Raw genomic sequence first — 18,548 nt, forward strand, 5'->3', positions numbered from 1 at the left:
CACGCGACACTCCGGGTATACGAGCACCAAAGACCTGGAGGAGCCGAGTGAACCGCCAACGCTGGACCGTGCTTGCCGTCGTCTGCATCGCCCTCTGCCTGTCCGGCGGAGTACTGCTGCTGATCGACGGCAACCGACTCTCCGGCGCCAGCGCCCTGCTCAACGCAGGCATGGGCGTACTGCTCGTCCGTCACTTCCGAAGTCCCGGCTGGACTCCGCCGCAGTCGATCCCGCGCTGGCGGATGGTCTACCTCTGGGTCGTCCTCCTGATCATCTGCGGCATGTTCACCACCGCCGCGCTCCGAAGCTCTAACGGCCCCGGCCGGTGGATAGCCGTCGGCCTGATCACCTTCTGTCTGGCCGTCGGCACGACCTTCACGGTCGCGGCCAAGCGGCTCGCGAGCCGGCAGGACCACCGATGACGCCGGCCGACGGACCAGCTTGAGCTGGAGCGCAGAAGCCTGCGCCGAAGTGGTGGGCCAGTGCGATCCTCATCGGCGGGATGGGGGTGATGGCGCTGTTCAGCGACGTCCTGGGCACCGCGATCGCGTGGACCTACGCAGCGGCCGGCTTCGCGTACCTGGGCCTGTGGGTTCGCGGGCGGTGTCCGCGATTGGGCGAGCTGTGTCGCCGTCGGGAACGCGGCGCCGTCGAATAACCAGCGGCGGAGCGGGGCCGGCCGCGGTTAGCGTGTGCCGGTGATGACGGATGGCGGGTCGGTGGGGACCCAGGTGATCGTGCTCAACGGTGGGTCGAGCTCGGGCAAGACCGGGATCGTCCGGTGCTTGAAGGCGGTGCTGCCGCAGCCGTGGCTCGGGTTCGGGGTGGACGACCTGGTCGACGCGATGCCGCCCGCGCTGGTGGACGGCGGCTCGGGCATCGGGTTCGGGGAGCAGGGCGAGGTGGTGGTCGGCGAGCAGTGGCGCGCGCTGGAGGCCGCCTGGCTGACCGGGATCGCCGCGATGGTTCGCGCCGGCGCACGCGTCATCCTCGACGACGTCTTCCTCGGCGGCGCGGCCTCCCAGGAACGCGTCCGCATCCAACTGGAGGGACTCGAGGTCCTCTGGGTGGGCGTGCGCTGTGCCCCCGACATCGCTGCCGGCCGCGAGATCGCCCGCGGCGACCGTACCCGCGGCATGGCCGCCTCGCAGGCGACGATCGTTCACGAAGGCGTGGTGTACGACGTCGAGGTCGACACCGGCACCACCGAGTCCCTCGACTGCGCCCACGCCATCGCCGCGCACGTCGTCACCTAGCCGGCAAGGCCAGCCCGGTACGACGAACCTCAGCGCGGGCAGAGCCGGTCAAGCAGCGACCAGGCCCCTCCCGGGCTCACTCCCACTCGATGGTGCCCGGCGGCTTGCTGGTGATGTCCAGCGTGACGCGGTTGACCTCGTCGACCTCATTGGTGATCCGGGTGGAGATCTTCTCGAGCACCTCGTACGGCAGCCGGGCCCAGTCGGCGGTCATGGCGTCCTCGCTGGTGACCGGGCGGAGCACGATCGGGTGACCGTAGGTGCGGCCGTCGCCCTGGACGCCGACCGAGCGGACGTCGGCGAGCAGCACCACCGGGAACTGCCAGATGTCGCGGTCCAGCCCGGCCGCGGTCAGCTCGGTGCGGGCGATCAGGTCGGCCGCGCGGAGGATCTCCAGCCGGTCCTTGGTCACCTCGCCGACGATCCGGATGCTCAGACCGGGCCCCGGGAACGGGTGCCGGTAGACCATCGCCTCGGGCAGCCCGAGCGCCAGGCCGAGCTCGCGAACCTCGTCCTTGAACAGCGTGCGCAGCGGCTCGATCAGGCTGAACTGCAGGTCGTCCGGCAGCCCGCCGACGTTGTGGTGGGACTTGATGTTCGCCGCGCCGGTGCCGCCGCCGGACTCGACCACGTCCGGGTACAGCGTGCCCTGAACCAGGAACTCGATGTGCCGCTCGGCGTCCAGCTTGCGCGCGGTCGCCTCGAAGGTCCGGATGAACTCCCGGCCGACGATCTTGCGCTTCTGCTCCGGGTCGGTGACGCCGGCCAGCGCGCTCAGGAACTGCTGCTCCACCTCGACGACCTCGAGCCGGGTTCCGGTGACGGCGACGAAGTCCTTCTCGATCTGGTCGGACTCACCGGCGCGCTGCAGCCCGTGGTCGACGTACACACAGGTCAGCTGGTCGCCGATCGCCTTGCTCACCAGCGCCGCAGCCACCGCCGAGTCGACCCCGCCGGACAGCGCGCACAGGACCTGCTTGTCGCCGACCTGCTGACGGATCAGCTCGACCTGCTCGTCGACCACGTTCGACGTGGTCCAGTCGCCGGAGCATCCGGCGATGTCGTAGAGGAAGTGCTCGAGCACGGCCTGCCCGGCCTGCGAGTGCAGCACCTCCGGGTGCCACTGGACGCCCGCCAGCTTGCGGCTCAGGTCCTCGAACGCGGCGACCGGTGCCCCGGACGAGGCGGCCAGCACCTCGAACCCGGCCGGCGGCGCGTGCACGGCGTCACCGTGCGACATCCACACGTTCAAGTCGGCGGGGATCCCGGCCAGCAGCGTGCCGGCCGCGTTCACCGAGACCGGGGTACGGCCGAACTCGCGCAGCCCGGTGCGCCGGACGTCGCCGCCGAGCGTCTGCGCCATCGCCTGGAACCCGTAGCAGATCCCGAACGCCGGCACGCCCGCGTCGAACAGCGACGAGTCCACCCGCGGCGCGCCCTCGGCGTACACCGACTGCGGTCCGCCGGACAGGATGATCGCCTTCGGGTGACGGGCGAGCATCTCCTCGACCGGCATCGAGTGCGGCACGATCTCGGAGTACACCTTCGCCTCGCGCACCCGGCGCGCGATCAGCTGCGCGTACTGCGCGCCGAAGTCGACGACGAGAACGAGGTCATGCTCTGCTGCGGTCACCCGCAAAGCGTATCGGTGCAGGTCAGCGAGGCTGTAATCAGTGCAGGTCGTCCGACTCGGCGACGACCCACATGTCCAGCTCCTGGTCGTAGCGAGCCGGGCATGGGCCGACATTCACTGGGCCAGGTTGGGCACGGTGAACCAGGTTGGAGCAGCCGCGCGGAACGACTCGCGGTCCAGCTGACCGGCACCGGCCGGCACCCGGCCGACCAGCGGTACGCCAGTGGTGGCCGGGAGGTCTTCAGCGTTGCACCGCTCGGCCAGATCCGGTTCGACAGGCCAGGAGCCGATTACCAGGCCGGTGATCGGCAGGCCGCGTACGCGCAACGCCTCGACGGTCAGGCCAGTGTGGTTCAGCGTGCCGAGCCCGGACCGGGTGACCACGACGAACGAGCACGGCGTGCTCAGCCGGGCGGCGAGATCCGCCAAGTCGTGCCCGTCCTCGTCCAGGCCGACCAGCAGGCCACCGGCGCCCTCGACGATCACCAGGTCACGCTCGGCCGCCAGGTCGTCGAGCGCCTTCGCATGGGTGTCGACAGACGGCAGCGGGACGCCTTGGCGGCGACCGGCTGTGGTGGGAGCCAGCGGGTCGAGCAGCCGGATTCCTTCATGCAGATCAGTCAGCCCGGTCAGCCGCTCGACATCCTGCAGATCGCCCGCCTCGTCCGCGGTGACGCCCGTCTGAGCGGGCTTCACGACCGCGACGGCGCCTGCTGCAGCTGCTGCCAGCGCAGCGGTGACCACAGTCTTCCCGACACCGGTGTCGGTCCCAGTCACGAACAGCACCCGGCTCACGAGACCTCCTTGACGGCCGACACGATCACTGCACAGGCTCGCTCCAGCTCAGCATCGCTGAGACCCGCATGCGCAGTGAGCCGGAGCCTGCTGACACCATCCGGCACCGACGGCGGCCGGAAGCTGCCGACGCGGACTCCGTTGGTCAGACACAGTTCTGCGGCCTGGACCGTCTCTCGTGGTCCGGGCATCGGCACCGAGACGACCGCACCGGCTGATGGCGGAACTCCACACGCGGCTGCCAGCTTGGCTGCCGCAGTGTGGATCGCCGCTGGGCGGTGTGGTTCTGCCTCGAGAACCTGCAGCGCCGCGAGGGCGGCAGCGCATGCGGCCGGGTTGAGGCCGGTGTCGAAGATGAACGAACGAGCTCGGTTGACCAGATGCTCCCGCAGCACTCCTGGGCCCAGCACGACTCCGCCCTGGCTGGCCAGTGCCTTGGACAGCGTCATCGTCACTACGACGTGCTCGACTCCGGCAAGTTCGGCAGCAGCGACTGAACCGCGCCCATCGCCGGTCACCCCCAGACCATGCGCCTCATCCACCACCAGCACAGCGCGGTTCTGCTGCGCGATGTCGGCCAGCGCGGTGAGTGGGGCGGCGTCGCCGAGGACGCTGTACACCGACTCGACCAGCACGAGCGCGTGCGGCTCACCGCGGTCGGCCAGCGCCTTGCCAACCGCCTCGACGTCGTTGTGCGGAACGATCTCGACGCGGGACCGGGCCAGGCGGCATGCGTCAACCAGTGAGGCGTGCACATGCTCATCGGACACCAGCAGCGTCCCCGGACCGCCCAGCGCGGTGACGACACCCAGGTTGGCCAGATAGCCCGACGAGAAGACCAGTCCCGCCTCGTGCCCGGCGTACGCCGCCAGGGCGGTCTCCAGCTCGGCGTGCAGTTCCGTCGTACCGGTGACCAGCCGGGAGGCGGTCGCGCCGGAGCCCCAGGCGCGGACGGCGGCGACGGCGGCCTCGACAACCCGCGGATCCGACGCCAGGCCGAGGTAGTCGTTGCCGGCCAGGTCGATCAGGTCCTCACCGGCCGGGCGCGGGCGCAGCCGCCGAGTCAGGCCGCTCGACTCCAGCGCCGCCGCCCTCGGGGCCAGCCACTCGCTCAGCATCAGTTCCCCTCAGCAATCGCTTCGGTGATCGCTGAGCCGATCAGCGCGATCTCCTCGTCGGTGCAGACGTACGGCGGCATCGTGTAGACCAGGTCGCGGAACGGCCGGATCCACACCCCGCGACGCAGGGCGGCCTCCGTCAGCCGCGGCAGGTCCACCGGACCACCGAGCTGCACGACACCGACAGCACCGAGTACTCGAACGTCCTTCACCCCTGACAGGTCCGCAGCGGGAGCCAGCCCGGCGGTCAGGCCGGCAGAGATGCGCGAGACCTCGGCGGACCAGTCCTGGCCGAGCAGAAGCTCGACACTGGCCAGAGCGACCGCGCAGGCGAGCGGGTTGGCCATGAAGGTCGGCCCGTGCATCAGGGCGCCCCCGGGACCGTCCGACACCGTGCGCGCGACGTCCGTCGTACACAGGGTGGCTGCCAGCGACAGGTAGCCGCCGGTCAGCGCCTTGCCGACGCACAAGATGTCCGGGTCGACGCCCGCGTGCTCCGAGGCGAACAGCGTGCCGGTGCGGCCGAACCCCGTGGCGATCTCGTCCAGGATGAGCAGGAACCCGTACTCGTCGGCCAACTCACGCAGGAGTCGCAGGCAGGCCGGGCTGTACGGGTACATCCCGCCGGCGCCCTGCAGGATCGGCTCCACGACAATCGCGGCCACCTGGTCACGGTGCTCGGCTGCGACCGCCCGCAGCGCGTCCGCCCAGGCCAGGTACTCCGGATCGTCAGCGGGCCGGTCGAATCCGGCCGGAGGCTGCGGACCGAACACCTGCTCGGTCAGCGCGCCGGTGAACAACGAGTGCATGCCGTTGACCGGGTCGCACACGCTCATCGGCGTGAAGGTGTCGCCGTGGTACCCGCCGCGGACGGTCAGCATCCTGGTCCGGCCGTGCCGCCCGCGCGCCACCTGGTACTGCAGGGCCAGCTTGATCGCCACCTCGACCGACACCGAGCCGGAGTCGCAGAAGAACACGTGCTGCAGGGGCGCGGGGGTGATCTCGACCAGTCGCTCCCCCAGAGCGACCGCCGGCTCATGCGTGAGCCCGCCGAACATGACGTGACTGAACTCGGCCACCTGGTCACGGACGGCACGGTCCAGCACCGGGTGCCGATAGCCGTGGATCGCGCACCACCAGGACGCCATCGCGTCGATTGCCTCGACCGTTCCACCCTGGCCGTCGTCCAGCCGCAGCCGGACGCCGGACGCGCCACGGACCAGGCGAACACGTCCCGGCTCGCTCAGCGACGCGTACGGGTGCCAGAGCAACGCCGCATCCTGCCGCAGCACTTCACCGACTGACCGTGACACCTGTTCCGCCTCCGTCCAGGCCCACGCTCTCGCAACAGCTCGACGGCGGCTGACGAGGAGGGCACGGACCGGTGCACCACGGTACTCACCGGCCCGCTACTACGACGCCAGGGGCCCACGACCTGGGAACGGAGGGCTACTGGGAGGCGTCGGGACGGCTCAGACCGGCGGTGGCGATGTGGAGCGTGATGGCAGCGGAGTCCAGGCGCGGGTGGGCCAGGGCGGAGACAGCTCGGGCACCTTCGACAGTGAGGTCGCGGATCCACTGGTCGGGGGCGCTGAGACCGAGCCGCTCGATCGCGTTGACGCTGCCCAGGAAGAGCCTGGACTCCACGACGGACCACGGGCGGCCACGCTCCCAGGTGATGGCGTCGACCGCGCGCGGTGGTTGCTGCCAGCCACCGTCCGGAGTGCGCTGGTTGCCGTAGATGAGTGTCCCGTCCGGGCGGAACACCCCGACCCGGTCGGCGAACGTCTCGCCGTCCGCGGCCGCGGCAGCTCGGAGTACACCGCGGTAGCCGGCGTCGTGCTCGGCCTGTCCGGCCATCCGGCTGTGGCCGAAGATCTCCAGTGCTCGCAGATACCGGTCCAGCACCGTGAACCGGCTGACCGCCTCGTGCACCGCGATGAACGCGATCTCCACCTGGTAGCCGGCCTCCTGGAACTTGCGGGCCGGCTCCTCGAACTCCGACGGGTCGAGCAGCTCCGACTCCAGCACCACGTCGTACCGGCGGTTCACGGCGTGCCCCACGGCCTGGGCCAGCCAGCGCCGTCCGTCGGGTCGGAGGTAGCGGCCGTCGGCGGGTGCCTCGCGCTGCATCACCTCGTGGAAGCGCGGGTGGTACGGCTCGTAGGCGGCGGTGCTGAGCACGACGGGGCGACCCCGCTCGCTGAGCACGTCCCGGGCGGCAGCAGAGACCACCGCCTTGCCCGCGCCGGGCTGACCGGCGACGACAACCGCGATCGGATGCTGCTGCGGAGTGCCGGTCAGCTCGGCGGGCACGATCCGGTCCCGGAAGAGCCGGAAGCTCTCCAGGTCGTTGAGCGCATACCCGTCCGGCACGTCAGCCACGCCCGTCGCCCCAGCCCTCGGCACCCCCGTCGAGCCCGCCGCCCGCACCGAAGCCGTCGCCCTCGTCGTCGTGCTTGTCGTCGTGCTCCGGCCGGGCATCGCCGGCGTAGCTCGCGTCACTGTCCCCGGCGAGATCATCCTCGTCCGCCTCGCCGGGCTGCGCTGCGAGCGGGACGCCGTCATCGTCCGGTACGCCGATGAGGGCCTCGCCGGCGTCGCTGACCCGGCGGATCCCCGCGGCGTCGGCCGGGCTCAGCGCCAGTGCCTCCGCCACCCAGATCCGTTGCTCCGTACGCAACCGCTCGAGCTGCTCGACGTCCGGTTCGGCCTCCGCCTCGGCGGCCTCGATCGTGGCGGTGTACCACCCGACGACCTGCCGGCAGCCCTCCAGCGCGACCTCGTACGCGACCGACTGCCGGGCCGGCCAGGACGCCGTCCCGATCCCCGCGAGAACGTTGATCCCGGCGCCGTCGACCACGCCGGAAAGATACTCGACCGTTCGGGTCACCCGGACCGCTCGCCGTGCACCGAGCACCGCGCGCGCCACCCGGTCGGGCTGACCTGCACGACCATCCGCCGCCGGCACTGCTCGCAGTACCGCGGAGGCTCCAGCCGCAGTGCCCGCGCACAGGCTTCGTGATCGGCCGCGGCCGCGTCACGACCGCAGTGCCCGCAGTACAGGACCGTCTCGTTCACAGCGTCTTCTGCAGTTCCTTGACCGGCATCTTGAGGTCGGCGAGCAGGTCCAGGTCCGCGGTCGCCGGCCGGCCCAGGGTGGTCAGGTAGTTGCCGACGATGACCGCGTTGATGCCGCCGAGCAGCCCGTCCCGGGTGCCCAGGTCGCCCAGCGTCAGCTCGCGCCCACCGGCGTACCGCAGGATCGTCTTCGGCATCGCCAGCCGGAACGCCGCGATCGTGCGCAGGGCGTCCTTGCCGTCCATCACCGGCAGGTCGCCGAACGGCGTGCCGGGGCGCGGGTTGAGGAAGTTCAGCGGCACCTCGTGCGGCTCCAGCTCGGCCAGTTGGGCGGCCAGCTCGGCCCGCTGCTCCAGCGTCTCGCCCATCCCGACCAGTCCGCCGCAGCACAGCTCCATGCCGGACTGCTTGACCATCACACAGGTCTCCCAGCGCTCCTCGAAGGAGTGGGTGGTCACCACGTCACCGAAGTACGAGCGCGCGGACTCCAGGTTGTGGTTGTAGCGGTGCACGCCCATCGCCTTGAGCTCGTCCACCTGGTCCTGGGTCAGCATGCCGAGCGAGCAGGCGATGTTGATGTCGACCTCGGCGGTGATCGCCTCGATGCCCGCCTTCACCTGCTCCATCAGCCGGGCGTCGGGCCCGCGCACGGCGGCGACGATGCAGAACTCCGTCGCGCCGGTCTTCGCGGTCTCCTTGGCGGCCTCGACCAGCTCCGGGATGTTCAGCCAGACCGAGCGGACCGGCGAGGTGAACTGACCGGACTGCGAGCAGAAGTGGCAGTCCTCGGGGCAGCCGCCGGTCTTCAGCGAGATGATGCCCTCCACCTCGACCTCCTCACCACACCACTTCACCCGAACCTCGTGGGCCAGCGCGAGCAGCTCGGGCAGCTGGTCGTCGGGCGTACGCAGGACCTCGGCCAGCTGCTCCTGCGACAGGCCGTCCCCCTGCTCGAGGACCTGAGTACGGGCGGTGTCGAGGATGCCGGTCATCGTTCTCCTGGCTCAGCGGGGTCGGGTCGGCTCACTGTAAACGAGGGCCTGCGACGCACCGGTCCGGCGGCTGGTTTCGTCGGCTTGCTCACCCGGCGGTGAACCGGAAGTGAACCCTTGGCGTTGCTACGTTCTCGGCGTTCGTCCCGGCGGCGGACAGTCCGAGCCGCACGGACGGCTCCCGGAAGAAGGAGAAGGATGGCCAAGTTCAGGAAGAAGTCCACCGGCCAGGAGGTCCAGGGCGGTCACTCGACCGGTGCGTCCGGTTCGAGCCAGGAGAAGCACCAGCGCGGCGACCAGCGGCGCATCCAGGACCAGCAGGGCACGAAGGCGAAGCAGAAGAGCGGCATGTTCAACAAGAACACCCGGTCCGGCCGGGAGGCCGCTGCCGCCAACAAGGCCGCCCAGGAGGCGCAGAAGAAGAAGGGCCGCGGCCGCTGACCCCCACCACCGGGGTGTCTCCGCCAGCATCACGCAGCTGACCGGCCCACCGGCACGGGGGGTCAGCCGCGTGACCGCCAAGCGGGCGGGAGCGCTCGGCCGGCGTGGTCGTCAGGCGGAGCGCGTGGTGACGCCTCAGCGGCGTTTGCCGGTGGGGCGGGCGGGGCGGCGGCCGGACGGCTTGCTGCCGGCCTTTCCCGCTCCCGGCTGGCCGGCGCCCGATCTGCCGCCCGATCCGGGCTTGCCGGTCGCCGCGGGTTTCGGTGGCTCGGCGCGCTGGGCGGCGACCACGGCGTCGAAGGCGTCGCCGGGGCCGCGGACCATCTTCAGGCCGGCCAGCTTCGGGAACACCGCGCGCTGCCGCTTGGTGTGCGCCTGGATCCGCTCCACCACCCGCTGCCGGACCTCGCTCTGGTCGGCCGCGCCCAGCTTCTCCACCGCCAGCCCTCGCTCCAGCGCGACGTCGAACCACTCGGTGTACCCATGCGTGTGGACCACCTGGTTCGCCGTCTTCTTGCCGAGCCGCCGGTACTGCGTCAGCAGGTCGTACCGCTGCTCGAGCCCGAGCACCTCGTCGCGCAGACCGCGCCGGACCTGGTCGTCGTAGGTCTCGGCGACCCGGCGGTCGATGTCCGCGGCCGGCCGGTCCACGCCGAGCATCACCGTCCGGGTCGGCACGGTGGCCACCGCCCGTTCCGGGTCGTTGCCGACGGCATGCGCCAGGGCGTTGATCACGCCGTCGTAGTTGTTCGCGTGCACCTTCGCCGCGGCCTGCTTGTCCAGCCGGGCCAGCACCTCGTGCGCGTCGGCGGCCATGCTGCGCGGGAAGTCCCGGCGCAGCGACGCCCGCGCCTCGGCGACCGCGTCCACCTCCCAGCCCTCCAGCAGCGAGCGGACGTAGACGCCGGTGCCTCCGACAACCACCGGTACGCCGCCGGCCGCCCAGCAGGCGTCCATCCGGCGCCGGGCCTGCGCCACGTACGTCTCCAGCTCGAGCTTCCGCACCGGCTCGGTGACGTCGAGCATCGCGTGCGGGATGCCGCGCATCTCGGCGGGCGTCGTCTTGGAGGTGCCGATGTCCATGTACCGGTAGACCTGCCGGGAGTCGGCCGAGATCACCAGCGGGTCCAGCCCGAGCTCGTCACGCAGCCGCAGGCACAGCTCGACCGAGACCTTGGTCTTGCCGGCCGAGGTCGGTCCGTACAGGGCGACCAGCAGGCGGGGCGGGGTGGCGGGCATGGCGCCAACTCTACCGATCCGCACCCGAGAGAAATTTCTGCGGAACCTCGTGACCTTCGGTGAATGGCCTCGTTGAAGTGTGCAGAGGCGGTCACCGCAAGGAGACCGCCACCCGGTTCGAAGAGTGAGAGAAATGCCGATCATTACGATCAGCGCGCAGAGTGGTCACAACCACTCCTAGCAGCTCGAAACTCCGGGAATCGGAGGTAGAGTGGGGTACATGAGCTCGGGTCGCCAGCTGTGGTTGGTGACCCGATCCCAAAGCGCCGGGCGCCTCACCCCGGCTTGAGTGGGTCCCTCGGGAAACGATTTGGGCGGAAACGTTCCCGAGGGACCTGCTCCCTTTTCTGACACAGAACGTGCCGACCGGCACACGGTGAGCCCTCACTTCGGACATTCTTCCGAAATGAGGGCTTTTCACCTTCTGGCGCTCAGCGGGAATCCCACCGCATTGTTGTCATCGCGTCACGATTTCGTCACAGGATGCTGCGCGCTGGTGATCTGCACAATGGGCAGCCGCAGCGCCCCGGGCGCATTCACCGGGACGACCGGCCGCGCGGGCTGCACCGGCGCCACCCGCCGGTACGGCGTACCGGGGGCCGGCCGCGGATCGGCCTCGCCCTTGTTCGGCCAGAACGCCAGCGCCCGCTCGGCCTGTGCGGTGATCGTCAGCGACGGGTTGACGCCCAGGTTCGCCGAGATCGTCGAGCCGTCCATGATGTGCAGGCCCGCGTACCCGTAGACCCGGTGGTACGCGTCGACGACGCCGGTCTCGGCGGAGTCGCCGATCGCGCAGCCCCCGATGAAGTGCGCGGTCATCGGCACGTTGAACGGCTCCCCGATGGTGCCGCCGGGCGTGCCACCCATCACCTTGGCCATCCGCCGGACCACCTCGTTCGCGACCGGGATCCAGGACGGGTTGGGGGCACCGTGGCCCTGCTTCGAGGTGAGCCGCCAGCGGCCGACCCGGTCCCGCCGGCCGAAGGTGGTGATCGAGTTGTCCTCGGTCTGCATCACCAGCGCGATCACCGTGCGCTCCGACCAGTGCTTCAGGTCGTACAGCCGGCGGATGTTCTTGCGCTGCACCCCCAGTTCCCGCAGCCAGGTCCGCCAGCGCGGGATGTCGCCGTCGCCGTCGGTCAGCACGGTCTGCAGCAGCGACATCGCGTTGCTGCCCTTGCCGTACCGGACCGGCTCGATGTGAGTGATCTCGTCGGGGTGGAACGACGACGTGATCGCCACCCCGCGGCTGTAGTCGACGTCGCGGTTCAGCGCGATCGCGCCCAGCAACGACTCGGAGTTGGTCCGGGTCAGCACGCCCAGCCGGTCCGACAGCCTCGGCAGCTTGCCCTCGTCGCGGAGCCGGTGCAGCAACTTGGCCGTACCGAGCGCGGAGGCGGCGAAAACGACCTGTTCCGCGGTGAACCGGCGGACCTTCTTCCGGTTCGACGTCCCCCGGGTCTCGATCAGGTAGCCGCCGCCGGACAGCGGCTCGACCGAGGTCACCGTCGTCATCGGGTACACCTCCGCGCCGGCCTGCTCGGCCAGGTAGAGGTAGTTCTTGGTCAGGGTGTTCTTCGCGTTGTGCCGGCAGCCGGTCATGCACTCGCCGCAGTCGATGCACCCGCTGCGCCGCGGCCCGACGCCGCCGAAGTACGGGTCGTCGACCTCGACCCCCGGCTCGCCGAAGAAGATGCCGACCGGGGTGGGGTGGAACGTGTCGCCCACGCCCATGTCGTCGGCGACCTGCTTCATCACCTTGTCGGCCGGGCTGAAGTGCGGGTACGTCGTCACGCCGAGCATGCGCTTCGCCTGGTCGTAGTACGGCGCCAGCTCGCTCTTCCAGTCGGTGATGTGGGCCCACTGCCGGTCGGCGTAGAAGGCCGGCAGCGGCTCGTACAGGGTGTTGGCGTAGACCAGGCTGCCGCCGCCGACGCCCGCGCCGGACAGGATGATCACGTCGCGCAGGGCGCTGATCCGCTGGATGCCGTACCAGCCGAGCTTCGGCGCGAACAGGAACCGGTTCTTGTCCCACGAGTTCTTCGCGAACCCGGCGTCCTCGAACCGGGCACCCGCTTCCAGGACCGCGACCCGGTAGCCCTTCTCGACCAGCCGCAGGGCGCTGACGCTGCCGCCGAAGCCGGACCCGATGATCACCACGTCGTGGTCGAAGCGCATGCTGTCTCCCTGTCTGGGCCGGACCACGGGGTCAGGACCGGCCGAGCTTCTTCAGCAGCCGCAGCACGCCCGTCATCAGCTCCGCGTAGGTCTCGTCGTCGATGCCGTGCGACGCCGCGACCGGCAGCAACCGCTGGGTGGCGATCGCCTGCGGGTCGACGTACCGGCGGATCCCCTCGACGCCCTGCCGGCGGCCCAGACCCGAGGACCGCATGCCGCCCATCGGGGTGTCGATCGACCCGAAGGTCGCGCCGTAGCCCTCGTTCACGTTCACGGTACCGGCGACCAGCTGGGCCGCGATCGCCCGGCCGCGCCGGCCGTCCCGGGTCCAGACGCTGGCGTTCAGCCCGTAGTCGCCCTCGTTGGCGCGCTCGATCGCCTCGGACTCGTCGGAGAACCGGTAGAGCGAGACCACCGGCCCGAAGGTCTCCTGGTCGAAGCACTCCATCTCCGGCGTCACCCCGGACAGCACGGTCGGCTCGTAGAACAGCGCGCCGAGGTCCGGCCGGGCCCTGCCGCCGGCCAGCACGACGGCGCCCTTCGCGCGGGCGTCCTCGACGTGCCGGCTGACCGTCTCCAGCTGGGCCTTCGAGACCAGCGAGCCCAGGTCGACGTCCCAGCCGGTGCCCGCCGACAGCTTCAGCTTCTTCACCCGGTCCAGGAACGCGGTCACGAAGGCGTCGTACACCTGGTCGGCGACGTACAGGCGCTCGATCGACACGCACAGCTGACCCGCGCTGTTGAAGCAGGCCCGGACGGCGCCTTCGGCGGCGCGCTGCACGTCGGCGTCGCGCAGCACGAGCATCGGGTTCTTGCCGCCGAGCTCGAGGCTGCAACCGATCAGCCGCTCGCCGGCCTGCTGGGCGATCAGGCGGCCGGTCTTGGTCGAGCCGGTGAAGCAGACGTAGTCGGCGTTCTGGATGATCGCGCCGCCGACCGTCGGGCCGTCGCCGTTGACCGGCTGCCAGGCGTCCCGGGGCAGGCCTGCCTCGTACAGCAGCTCGATCGCCCGCAGCGCCGTCAGCGGGGTCTGGCTGTCGGGCTTGTGCACCACCGTGTTGCCGGCCAGGACAGCGGGCAGACCGTCGGCCACCGCCATGCTGAGCGGGTAGTTCCACGGCGAGATGATGCCGACGACACCCTTCGGCACGAAGCGCTGCTCGGCCCGGGTGAGCACCGGGAACACGCCGAGCTTGCGCTGCGGCCCGAGCAGCTCGGCGGCCTTGCGGCCGTAGTACCGGGCGGTGAGCGCGACGTGCGCGACCTCCTCGAAGGCCTGCTTGCGCGCCTTGCCGGACTCCAGGATCACCAGGTCGACGAGCTCGTGCCGGTGGTCGAGCACGAGGTCGTGGTAGCGGAGCAGGATCGCGGCGCGGTCGGCGAGCGCGGTGGTCCTCCAGCCGCGCTGCGTCCGCCGGGCCGAGCGGACCGCGGCGACCACGTCGTCCGGCCCCGACACCGGCAGCTCGGCGACCGGCTGCCCGGTGGCCGGCGCGTACGACGTCCGGGTGCCGGCCGTGGCCCGGAGCAAACCGGACAGCCGCCGGATCACCGACTGGTCGGTGGCGTACGACGCGGTCGGGTCGAGCTCGGGGTCGGCAGGGATCGAGGTCTGCTCGCTCATCTGTCCAGGCTACCTATGGGTAATAGGTGTGTCAGTAGTTGACCTTGACATCGAACGCACCGGCACGAGGTGAGGTGGATCACGGCGCGAAGCACTAAGGTGATCCGTTGAGTCAGCGAAGGGGTGAACCGTCAAGATGGTGGACAGCGGGGGGCTTTGGACGCCTCCTGAGGACGAGCTCGGCGAGGCACTGCAGACCGCTCAGGTCCTGATCGAGGAAGGCCGCGCCGACGAGGCCGGGCCGTACCAGCAGCGGGTCATCGAGCTGGCCCGCGAGCGCGCGAGCGACCGGCCGGACCACTACGAGGCCAAGCATCTGATGGCGGCGACGCAGTACGAGCTGGCCGGTTCGCTGAACGCCTCGGGCCGGCACGAGGAGGCCCTCGCCGCCCTGCACGAGGCCCAGCTCGGCTACACCGAGCTCAGCGATGCCGGCGTGCTGGACGCCACCTCCTTCCTGGCCGACGTCCGGGCCCGGCGCGCGATGACCCAGGCGCACCGTGGCTGGGGCGCGACCGCGGTGCTGGAGATGGACGGCGCGGTGATCGCCTACGGCCAGCTGGTCGCCGGGCCGGACAGCGTGCACCACCAGCCGGACTTCGCTCGGGTGCTCGCGATGAACGCCCTGATCCTGCGCCGGTACGGCGATCCCGACCTGGCGGTCGCCTCGGCGGACGCGGCCGTGCAGCTGTTCCTGCAACTGGCCACCCAGATCAACGAGAGCGCCCAGTCGCTGTCGTACGCGCGGTACCTGTGCTCGGCGACGGCGGTCTCGGCCGACATCCACGCGGCGGAGGGCCGGCTCGATCTGGCGCTGGAAGCCGACGAGATCGGGCTGAACACCGCGGACACCCTGGCCGACTCCGAGTCGGCCACAGACCTGCGCACGCTGGTCGCGGCGCTGGCACGCAAGGGCCGGCACCTCAGCGTGGTCGGCCGAGTGCTGGAGGGTGAGAACTGCCTGCGGACAGCCTTCGCCACCGACCCGGAGGCGGCTCAGCGGGTCGTCGACGAGCTGGACCGCGGCATCCCCCCATCACTGACGACCGCGCTGGAGACGGCGGAGATCAAGCTCGGGCCGTTCGAGCAGTACCACCGGCTGCTGGCGCTCAGCGAGCCCGCGCCGGGCATGACGCTGGCGACCGTGTCCGGGCGGACGGATCCGGAGTCCGCGGCGGTGCGCGCGGCTGAGCTGGCCGAGCTGGTCCGGCCGCTGCTCGCGCAGGACGCGGAGAGCGCGCTGACGCTGGGGCTGGAAGCGCACTACCTGTTCGCGATCTCGTCGGAGCGGGAGTCGCACCGGATGCGGTACGAGACCAGCACCTACGCGCCGATCTGGGCGCGGGTGCTGCTGGACATCTCCGAGGCGTACCACGCCGCCGGGCAGACCGAGATGGCGCTGGACCTGGCCGGCTGGAGCGCCGAGGTGGCGACGGCGCTGATCCCGTTCACCTCCCGCGGCGGGGAGGTCGCCGACCTGGCCGGCGCCTGCTACCGCCACCACGGCGACCTGCTCGCCGCCAAGGGCGACTTCCTCGCCTCCCAGCACGCCCACGAAGCCGCCGCCCAACTACAAACCTGACCCCCACCCCACCAAGACCCACCCGCGCGACCCCGTACGCCCCGTATGCCCGCCGCGCCGGCGCCCCGTACGCCCCGTATGCCCGCCGCGCCGCCGCCCCGTCCGCGCCGCGCCGCGCCGCCCCAGCCCATTTCAGGGGATAACCCGCCAAGTTGTGGGTCTACCTGGTGGTATGCCGCGGCTGAACCCAGCACTTGGCGGGTTATCCCCCCAAAATGCGCGGGGACGCGGGGACGCGGGGACGCGGGCCGAGCGTCGGGGGCGAGGCGGGGCGGGGCGGGGCGGCGCGGGAGGCTCAGTCCTGGGGGTCTGGTTTGAGGGCGCCGACGAAGAGGCCGGCTTCGGCTTCGGTCATGCCGGTCTCGCTGACCACCAGCGCGGTCGCCTGGTGCAGCTCACCGGCCGCCTTCAACGCCCGCGTCCGTTCGGCGAGGTTGGTACCGGGTCGCCGGACCACCGGGGTTTCGGTGACCGGCGGCACGTAGCGACCGAGCCGGATGTCCTCGACCAGTTCCTTGGCCGGCTTGATCTCCGCCCCGGTACGGTCCATCACGTACTTGACCGCGAACACCGTCTTCCGGGTGGTCAGCAGGAACCTGACCTGGTCGACGTCCTCGGAGGACAGCCGGGCCCGTGCTGCGGCGAGGGCGACGTTGTCGGCTTCGGTACGTCGGCTGAACAGTCCCATGGCGCAATCCTTCCAGAGCCGTCCGAACGCCGGGCCCACACCACGGGTGTCCCAGCTCACGCCCGGGTCGGGTGGCGATCAGCCCGCCAGCACCCGCAGAATGTGCGGCCAGGTCTGCGCGCCGAAGGCCCGGTCGGCCTCGTCGGAACCGCCCCGAGCCATTCGCAAACCACCCGTCTTCGGCTCCTCGCCCGGGAACAACGGCCGGTGCCCGGCCTCGCCCGAGATCAGCAACTGGGTCACCGCCTGCCCTCGCCGCAACGCGATCTGCTCGGCGAACTCCACCGAGGGCCAGAGCCTGTCGTCACCGCCGGCCACCAGCAACAGCTCGCCCCGGAACCGCTCCGCCGGGATCCGCGCCGCCTCCACCTGGTCGGCGTACGTGCGCAGGCTCTGCCGGTAGAACTCGACGTAGCTCGGTGGGTCGTCGTCCGGCTGCCAGCTGAGGTCGAACGGTACGAACGGCAGCGGCTCGCCCTGCCACGTCCAGGGCGAGGTCTGGACGCCGTTCTCGATCCAGGCCCAGGAGTACGCGCTCGGCGACAACCCGACGACGACGTCCACCCGTTCGTCGACAGTGCCGAGCAGCAGCGCGGCCTCGGCACCCCGCGAGATGCCGATCACCGCGAGCCGGTCGTGCCGGGCCGCCAGGTCGTCCAGCGGGAACGACTCCAGCGGGATCTCGCTGATCCGCTCGTCGAACCAGCGCGGCGCGACCACCTCGTACCCGGCGGCTTCGAGCACGCGAACGCGGTCCTGGTCCGGACGGCCGCTGGAGCCGTGCAGGAGCAGGACCCCGGTGGTCATCCGACGACGACCTCGACCCGCTGGAACTCCTTGAGCTCCGTGTAGCCGGTGGTGGCCATCGCCCGTTTGAGCGCGCCGACCAGGTTCATCGTGCCGTCCGGCACCCAGGACGGGCCGAACAGGATCTGCTCCATCGTGCCGGTGACGCCGACCTCGACCCGCTCACCGCGCGGCAGGTCCGCGTGCCAGGCCTCGGCGCCCCAGTGGAAGCCGCCACCCGGGGCGTCGCTCGCCCGCGCCAGCGGGGAACCGACCATCACCGCGTCGGCGCCGCAGGCGATCGCCTTCGCGACGTCGCCGGACCGGCCGACCGAGCCGTCGGCGATGACGTGCACGTACCGGCCGCCGGACTCGTCCATGTAGTCCCGCCGGGCCGCGGCCACGTCGGCGACCGCGGAGGCCATCGGCACCGCGACACCGAGCACCTTGCGGGTCGTGTGCGCCGCGCCGCCGCCGAACCCGACCAGTACGCCGGCCGCGCCGGTCCGCATCAGGTGCAGCGCGGCCTGGTGGGTCGCGCAGCCGCCGACGATCACCGGCACGTCCAGGTCGTAGATGAACTGCTTGAGGTTCAGCGGCTCGGCCTGGCCGGACACGTGCTCGGCCGACACCGTCGTACCGCGGATGACGAACAGGTCGACGCCGGCGTCCACCACGTGCTTGGCGAACTGCTTGGTCCGCTGCGGTGACAGCGCGCCGGCCACGGTGACACCGGAGTCGCGGATTTCCTGCACCCGCTGGGAGATCAGCTCGGGTTTGATCGGCGCCGAGTAGATCTCCTGCAGCCGGGTGGTCGCCTGCTCCCGGTCGAGCGTGACGATCTCCTCCAGCAGCGAGGCCGGGTTCTCGTACCGGGTCCACAGGCCTTCGAGGTTCAGCACACCGAGACCGCCGGCCTTGCCGATCGCGATCGCGGTGGCCGGCGACATCACCGAGTCCATCGGCGCGGCCAGGATCGGCAGCTCGAACCGGTACGCGTCGATCTGCCAGGCCACCGAGACCTCCTCGGGGTCCCGGGTCCGCCGCGACGGCACGATCGCGATGTCGTCGAACGCGTACGCCTGCCGGCCCCGCTTGGCGCGGCCGATCTCGATCTCGGTCATCTGGTGGTCTT

At 70.9% G+C, this 18,548-nt stretch carries 18 protein-coding genes; 4 read left to right on the plus strand and 14 right to left on the minus strand.

Translation table 11 applies throughout. From position 1 onward, the window contains the following. The first annotated feature begins 47 nt into the window (after positions 1-47). Both KFLA_RS29815 and cpt read left to right on the plus strand, forming a co-directional pair. Positions 48-422 carry a hypothetical protein gene (locus tag KFLA_RS29815; RefSeq protein WP_012923564.1) on the plus strand — a complete coding sequence of 125 codons (375 nt, stop codon included), beginning with the start codon at positions 48-50 and terminating at the stop codon, positions 420-422. 279 nt (positions 423-701) lie between these two features. Further along, entirely contained in the window at positions 702-1,256 is a 555-nt protein-coding gene (cpt, locus tag KFLA_RS29820) for a chloramphenicol phosphotransferase CPT (protein ID WP_012923566.1), read from the plus strand. Between the two features lie 76 nt (positions 1,257-1,332). On the opposite strand, the gene guaA is transcribed toward cpt, so the two are convergent. From guaA to bioB, 8 genes are all read right to left on the minus strand, one after another. Then, the gene (gene guaA, locus KFLA_RS29825; protein ID WP_012923567.1) at positions 1,333-2,889 is read right to left on the minus strand and encodes a glutamine-hydrolyzing GMP synthase; all 1,557 of its coding nucleotides are present in this window, start codon (positions 2,887-2,889) and stop codon (positions 1,333-1,335) included. 114 nt (positions 2,890-3,003) lie between these two features. Continuing rightward, complete coding sequence (gene bioD, locus KFLA_RS29830; RefSeq protein WP_012923568.1) at positions 3,004-3,684, minus strand: dethiobiotin synthase; 681 nt, start codon at positions 3,682-3,684, stop codon at positions 3,004-3,006. Further along, entirely contained in the window at positions 3,681-4,802 is a 1,122-nt protein-coding gene (locus KFLA_RS29835) for an 8-amino-7-oxononanoate synthase (protein ID WP_012923569.1), read from the minus strand. The genes bioD and KFLA_RS29835 overlap by 4 nt, the downstream gene beginning before the upstream one ends. Beyond that, positions 4,802-6,115 (minus strand): adenosylmethionine--8-amino-7-oxononanoate transaminase, encoded by a 1,314-nt coding sequence (gene bioA / locus KFLA_RS29840; protein ID WP_012923570.1) that lies wholly within the window; start codon positions 6,113-6,115, stop codon positions 4,802-4,804. The genes KFLA_RS29835 and bioA overlap by 1 nt, the downstream gene beginning before the upstream one ends. 136 nt (positions 6,116-6,251) lie before the next feature. Beyond that, positions 6,252-7,187 (minus strand): zeta toxin family protein, encoded by a 936-nt coding sequence (locus tag KFLA_RS29845; protein ID WP_012923571.1) that lies wholly within the window; start codon positions 7,185-7,187, stop codon positions 6,252-6,254. Continuing rightward, a complete protein-coding gene (locus KFLA_RS37645; protein WP_012923572.1) occupies positions 7,180-7,695 on the minus strand; it encodes a hypothetical protein in 516 nt (171 codons plus the stop codon). Before KFLA_RS37645 ends, KFLA_RS29845 begins: the two co-directional genes overlap by 8 nt. After that, positions 7,692-7,883: a biotin synthase auxiliary protein BsaP gene (bsaP, locus tag KFLA_RS29855; RefSeq protein WP_012923573.1), complete on the minus strand. Its 192-nt coding sequence runs from the start codon at positions 7,881-7,883 to the stop codon at positions 7,692-7,694. The genes KFLA_RS37645 and bsaP overlap by 4 nt, the downstream gene beginning before the upstream one ends. After that, a complete protein-coding gene (gene bioB, locus KFLA_RS29860) occupies positions 7,880-8,875 on the minus strand; it encodes a biotin synthase BioB (RefSeq protein ID WP_012923574.1) in 996 nt (331 codons plus the stop codon). The genes bsaP and bioB overlap by 4 nt, the downstream gene beginning before the upstream one ends. A gap of 198 nt (positions 8,876-9,073) precedes the next feature. On the opposite strand from bioB, the gene KFLA_RS29865 reads away from it, so the two are divergent. Then, positions 9,074-9,316, plus strand: coding sequence for a hypothetical protein (locus tag KFLA_RS29865; protein ID WP_012923575.1), 243 nt, complete (start codon positions 9,074-9,076; stop codon positions 9,314-9,316). 135 nt (positions 9,317-9,451) lie between these two features. On the opposite strand, the gene KFLA_RS36045 is transcribed toward KFLA_RS29865, so the two are convergent. The 3 genes from KFLA_RS36045 to KFLA_RS29880 all read right to left on the minus strand — a co-directional run bounded on the left by KFLA_RS36045 (position 9,452) and on the right by KFLA_RS29880 (position 14,357). After that, the gene (locus tag KFLA_RS36045; RefSeq protein WP_012923576.1) at positions 9,452-10,555 is read right to left on the minus strand and encodes a tRNA isopentenyltransferase; all 1,104 of its coding nucleotides are present in this window, start codon (positions 10,553-10,555) and stop codon (positions 9,452-9,454) included. 465 nt (positions 10,556-11,020) lie between these two features. Continuing rightward, entirely contained in the window at positions 11,021-12,733 is a 1,713-nt protein-coding gene (locus tag KFLA_RS29875) for a GMC oxidoreductase (protein ID WP_012923577.1), read from the minus strand. 31 nt (positions 12,734-12,764) lie between these two features. Further along, a complete protein-coding gene (locus KFLA_RS29880; protein WP_012923578.1) occupies positions 12,765-14,357 on the minus strand; it encodes a succinic semialdehyde dehydrogenase in 1,593 nt (530 codons plus the stop codon). Positions 14,358-14,493: 136 nt separating this feature from the next. Here KFLA_RS29880 and KFLA_RS29885 point away from each other — a divergent pair, with 136 nt between their 5' ends. Continuing rightward, entirely contained in the window at positions 14,494-15,939 is a 1,446-nt protein-coding gene (locus KFLA_RS29885; protein ID WP_012923579.1) for a hypothetical protein, read from the plus strand. Between the two features lie 295 nt (positions 15,940-16,234). On the opposite strand, the gene KFLA_RS29890 is transcribed toward KFLA_RS29885, so the two are convergent. The 3 genes from KFLA_RS29890 to KFLA_RS29900 form a co-directional block, all read right to left on the minus strand. Further along, positions 16,235-16,627, minus strand: coding sequence for a hypothetical protein (locus KFLA_RS29890; RefSeq protein WP_012923580.1), 393 nt, complete (start codon positions 16,625-16,627; stop codon positions 16,235-16,237). Between the two features lie 78 nt (positions 16,628-16,705). Further along, entirely contained in the window at positions 16,706-17,434 is a 729-nt protein-coding gene (locus tag KFLA_RS29895; RefSeq protein ID WP_012923581.1) for an acyl-CoA thioester hydrolase/BAAT C-terminal domain-containing protein, read from the minus strand. Continuing rightward, the gene (locus tag KFLA_RS29900) at positions 17,431-18,537 is read right to left on the minus strand and encodes a GuaB3 family IMP dehydrogenase-related protein (protein WP_012923582.1); all 1,107 of its coding nucleotides are present in this window, start codon (positions 18,535-18,537) and stop codon (positions 17,431-17,433) included. The genes KFLA_RS29895 and KFLA_RS29900 overlap by 4 nt, the downstream gene beginning before the upstream one ends. Between the last annotated feature and the right edge of the window lie 11 nt (positions 18,538-18,548).

The sequence above is a fragment of the Kribbella flavida DSM 17836 genome (assembly GCF_000024345.1).
GTDB classification, from domain to species: domain Bacteria; phylum Actinomycetota; class Actinomycetes; order Propionibacteriales; family Kribbellaceae; genus Kribbella; species Kribbella flavida.

What these genes read in the sequence shown, in the direction of transcription:
- KFLA_RS29895 (WP_012923581.1), bottom strand. Translation starts at nt 17,434, where the DNA reads ATGACCACCGGGGTCCTGCTCCTGCACGGCTCCAGCGGCCGTCCGGAC.
- KFLA_RS29880 (WP_012923578.1), bottom strand. Translation starts at nt 14,357, where the DNA reads ATGAGCGAGCAGACCTCGATCCCTGCCGACCCCGAGCTCGACCCGACC.
- KFLA_RS36045 (WP_012923576.1), bottom strand. Translation starts at nt 10,555, where the DNA reads ATGCCCGCCACCCCGCCCCGCCTGCTGGTCGCCCTGTACGGACCGACC.
- cpt (WP_012923566.1), top strand. Translation starts at nt 702, where the DNA reads ATGACGGATGGCGGGTCGGTGGGGACCCAGGTGATCGTGCTCAACGGT.
- KFLA_RS29875 (WP_012923577.1), bottom strand. Translation starts at nt 12,733, where the DNA reads ATGCGCTTCGACCACGACGTGGTGATCATCGGGTCCGGCTTCGGCGGC.
- KFLA_RS29835 (WP_012923569.1), bottom strand. Translation starts at nt 4,802, where the DNA reads ATGCTGAGCGAGTGGCTGGCCCCGAGGGCGGCGGCGCTGGAGTCGAGC.
- KFLA_RS29865 (WP_012923575.1), top strand. Translation starts at nt 9,074, where the DNA reads ATGGCCAAGTTCAGGAAGAAGTCCACCGGCCAGGAGGTCCAGGGCGGT.
- bioB (WP_012923574.1), bottom strand. Translation starts at nt 8,875, where the DNA reads ATGACCGGCATCCTCGACACCGCCCGTACTCAGGTCCTCGAGCAGGGG.
- KFLA_RS29885 (WP_012923579.1), top strand. Translation starts at nt 14,494, where the DNA reads ATGGTGGACAGCGGGGGGCTTTGGACGCCTCCTGAGGACGAGCTCGGC.
- KFLA_RS29890 (WP_012923580.1), bottom strand. Translation starts at nt 16,627, where the DNA reads ATGGGACTGTTCAGCCGACGTACCGAAGCCGACAACGTCGCCCTCGCC.
- KFLA_RS29900 (WP_012923582.1), bottom strand. Translation starts at nt 18,537, where the DNA reads ATGACCGAGATCGAGATCGGCCGCGCCAAGCGGGGCCGGCAGGCGTAC.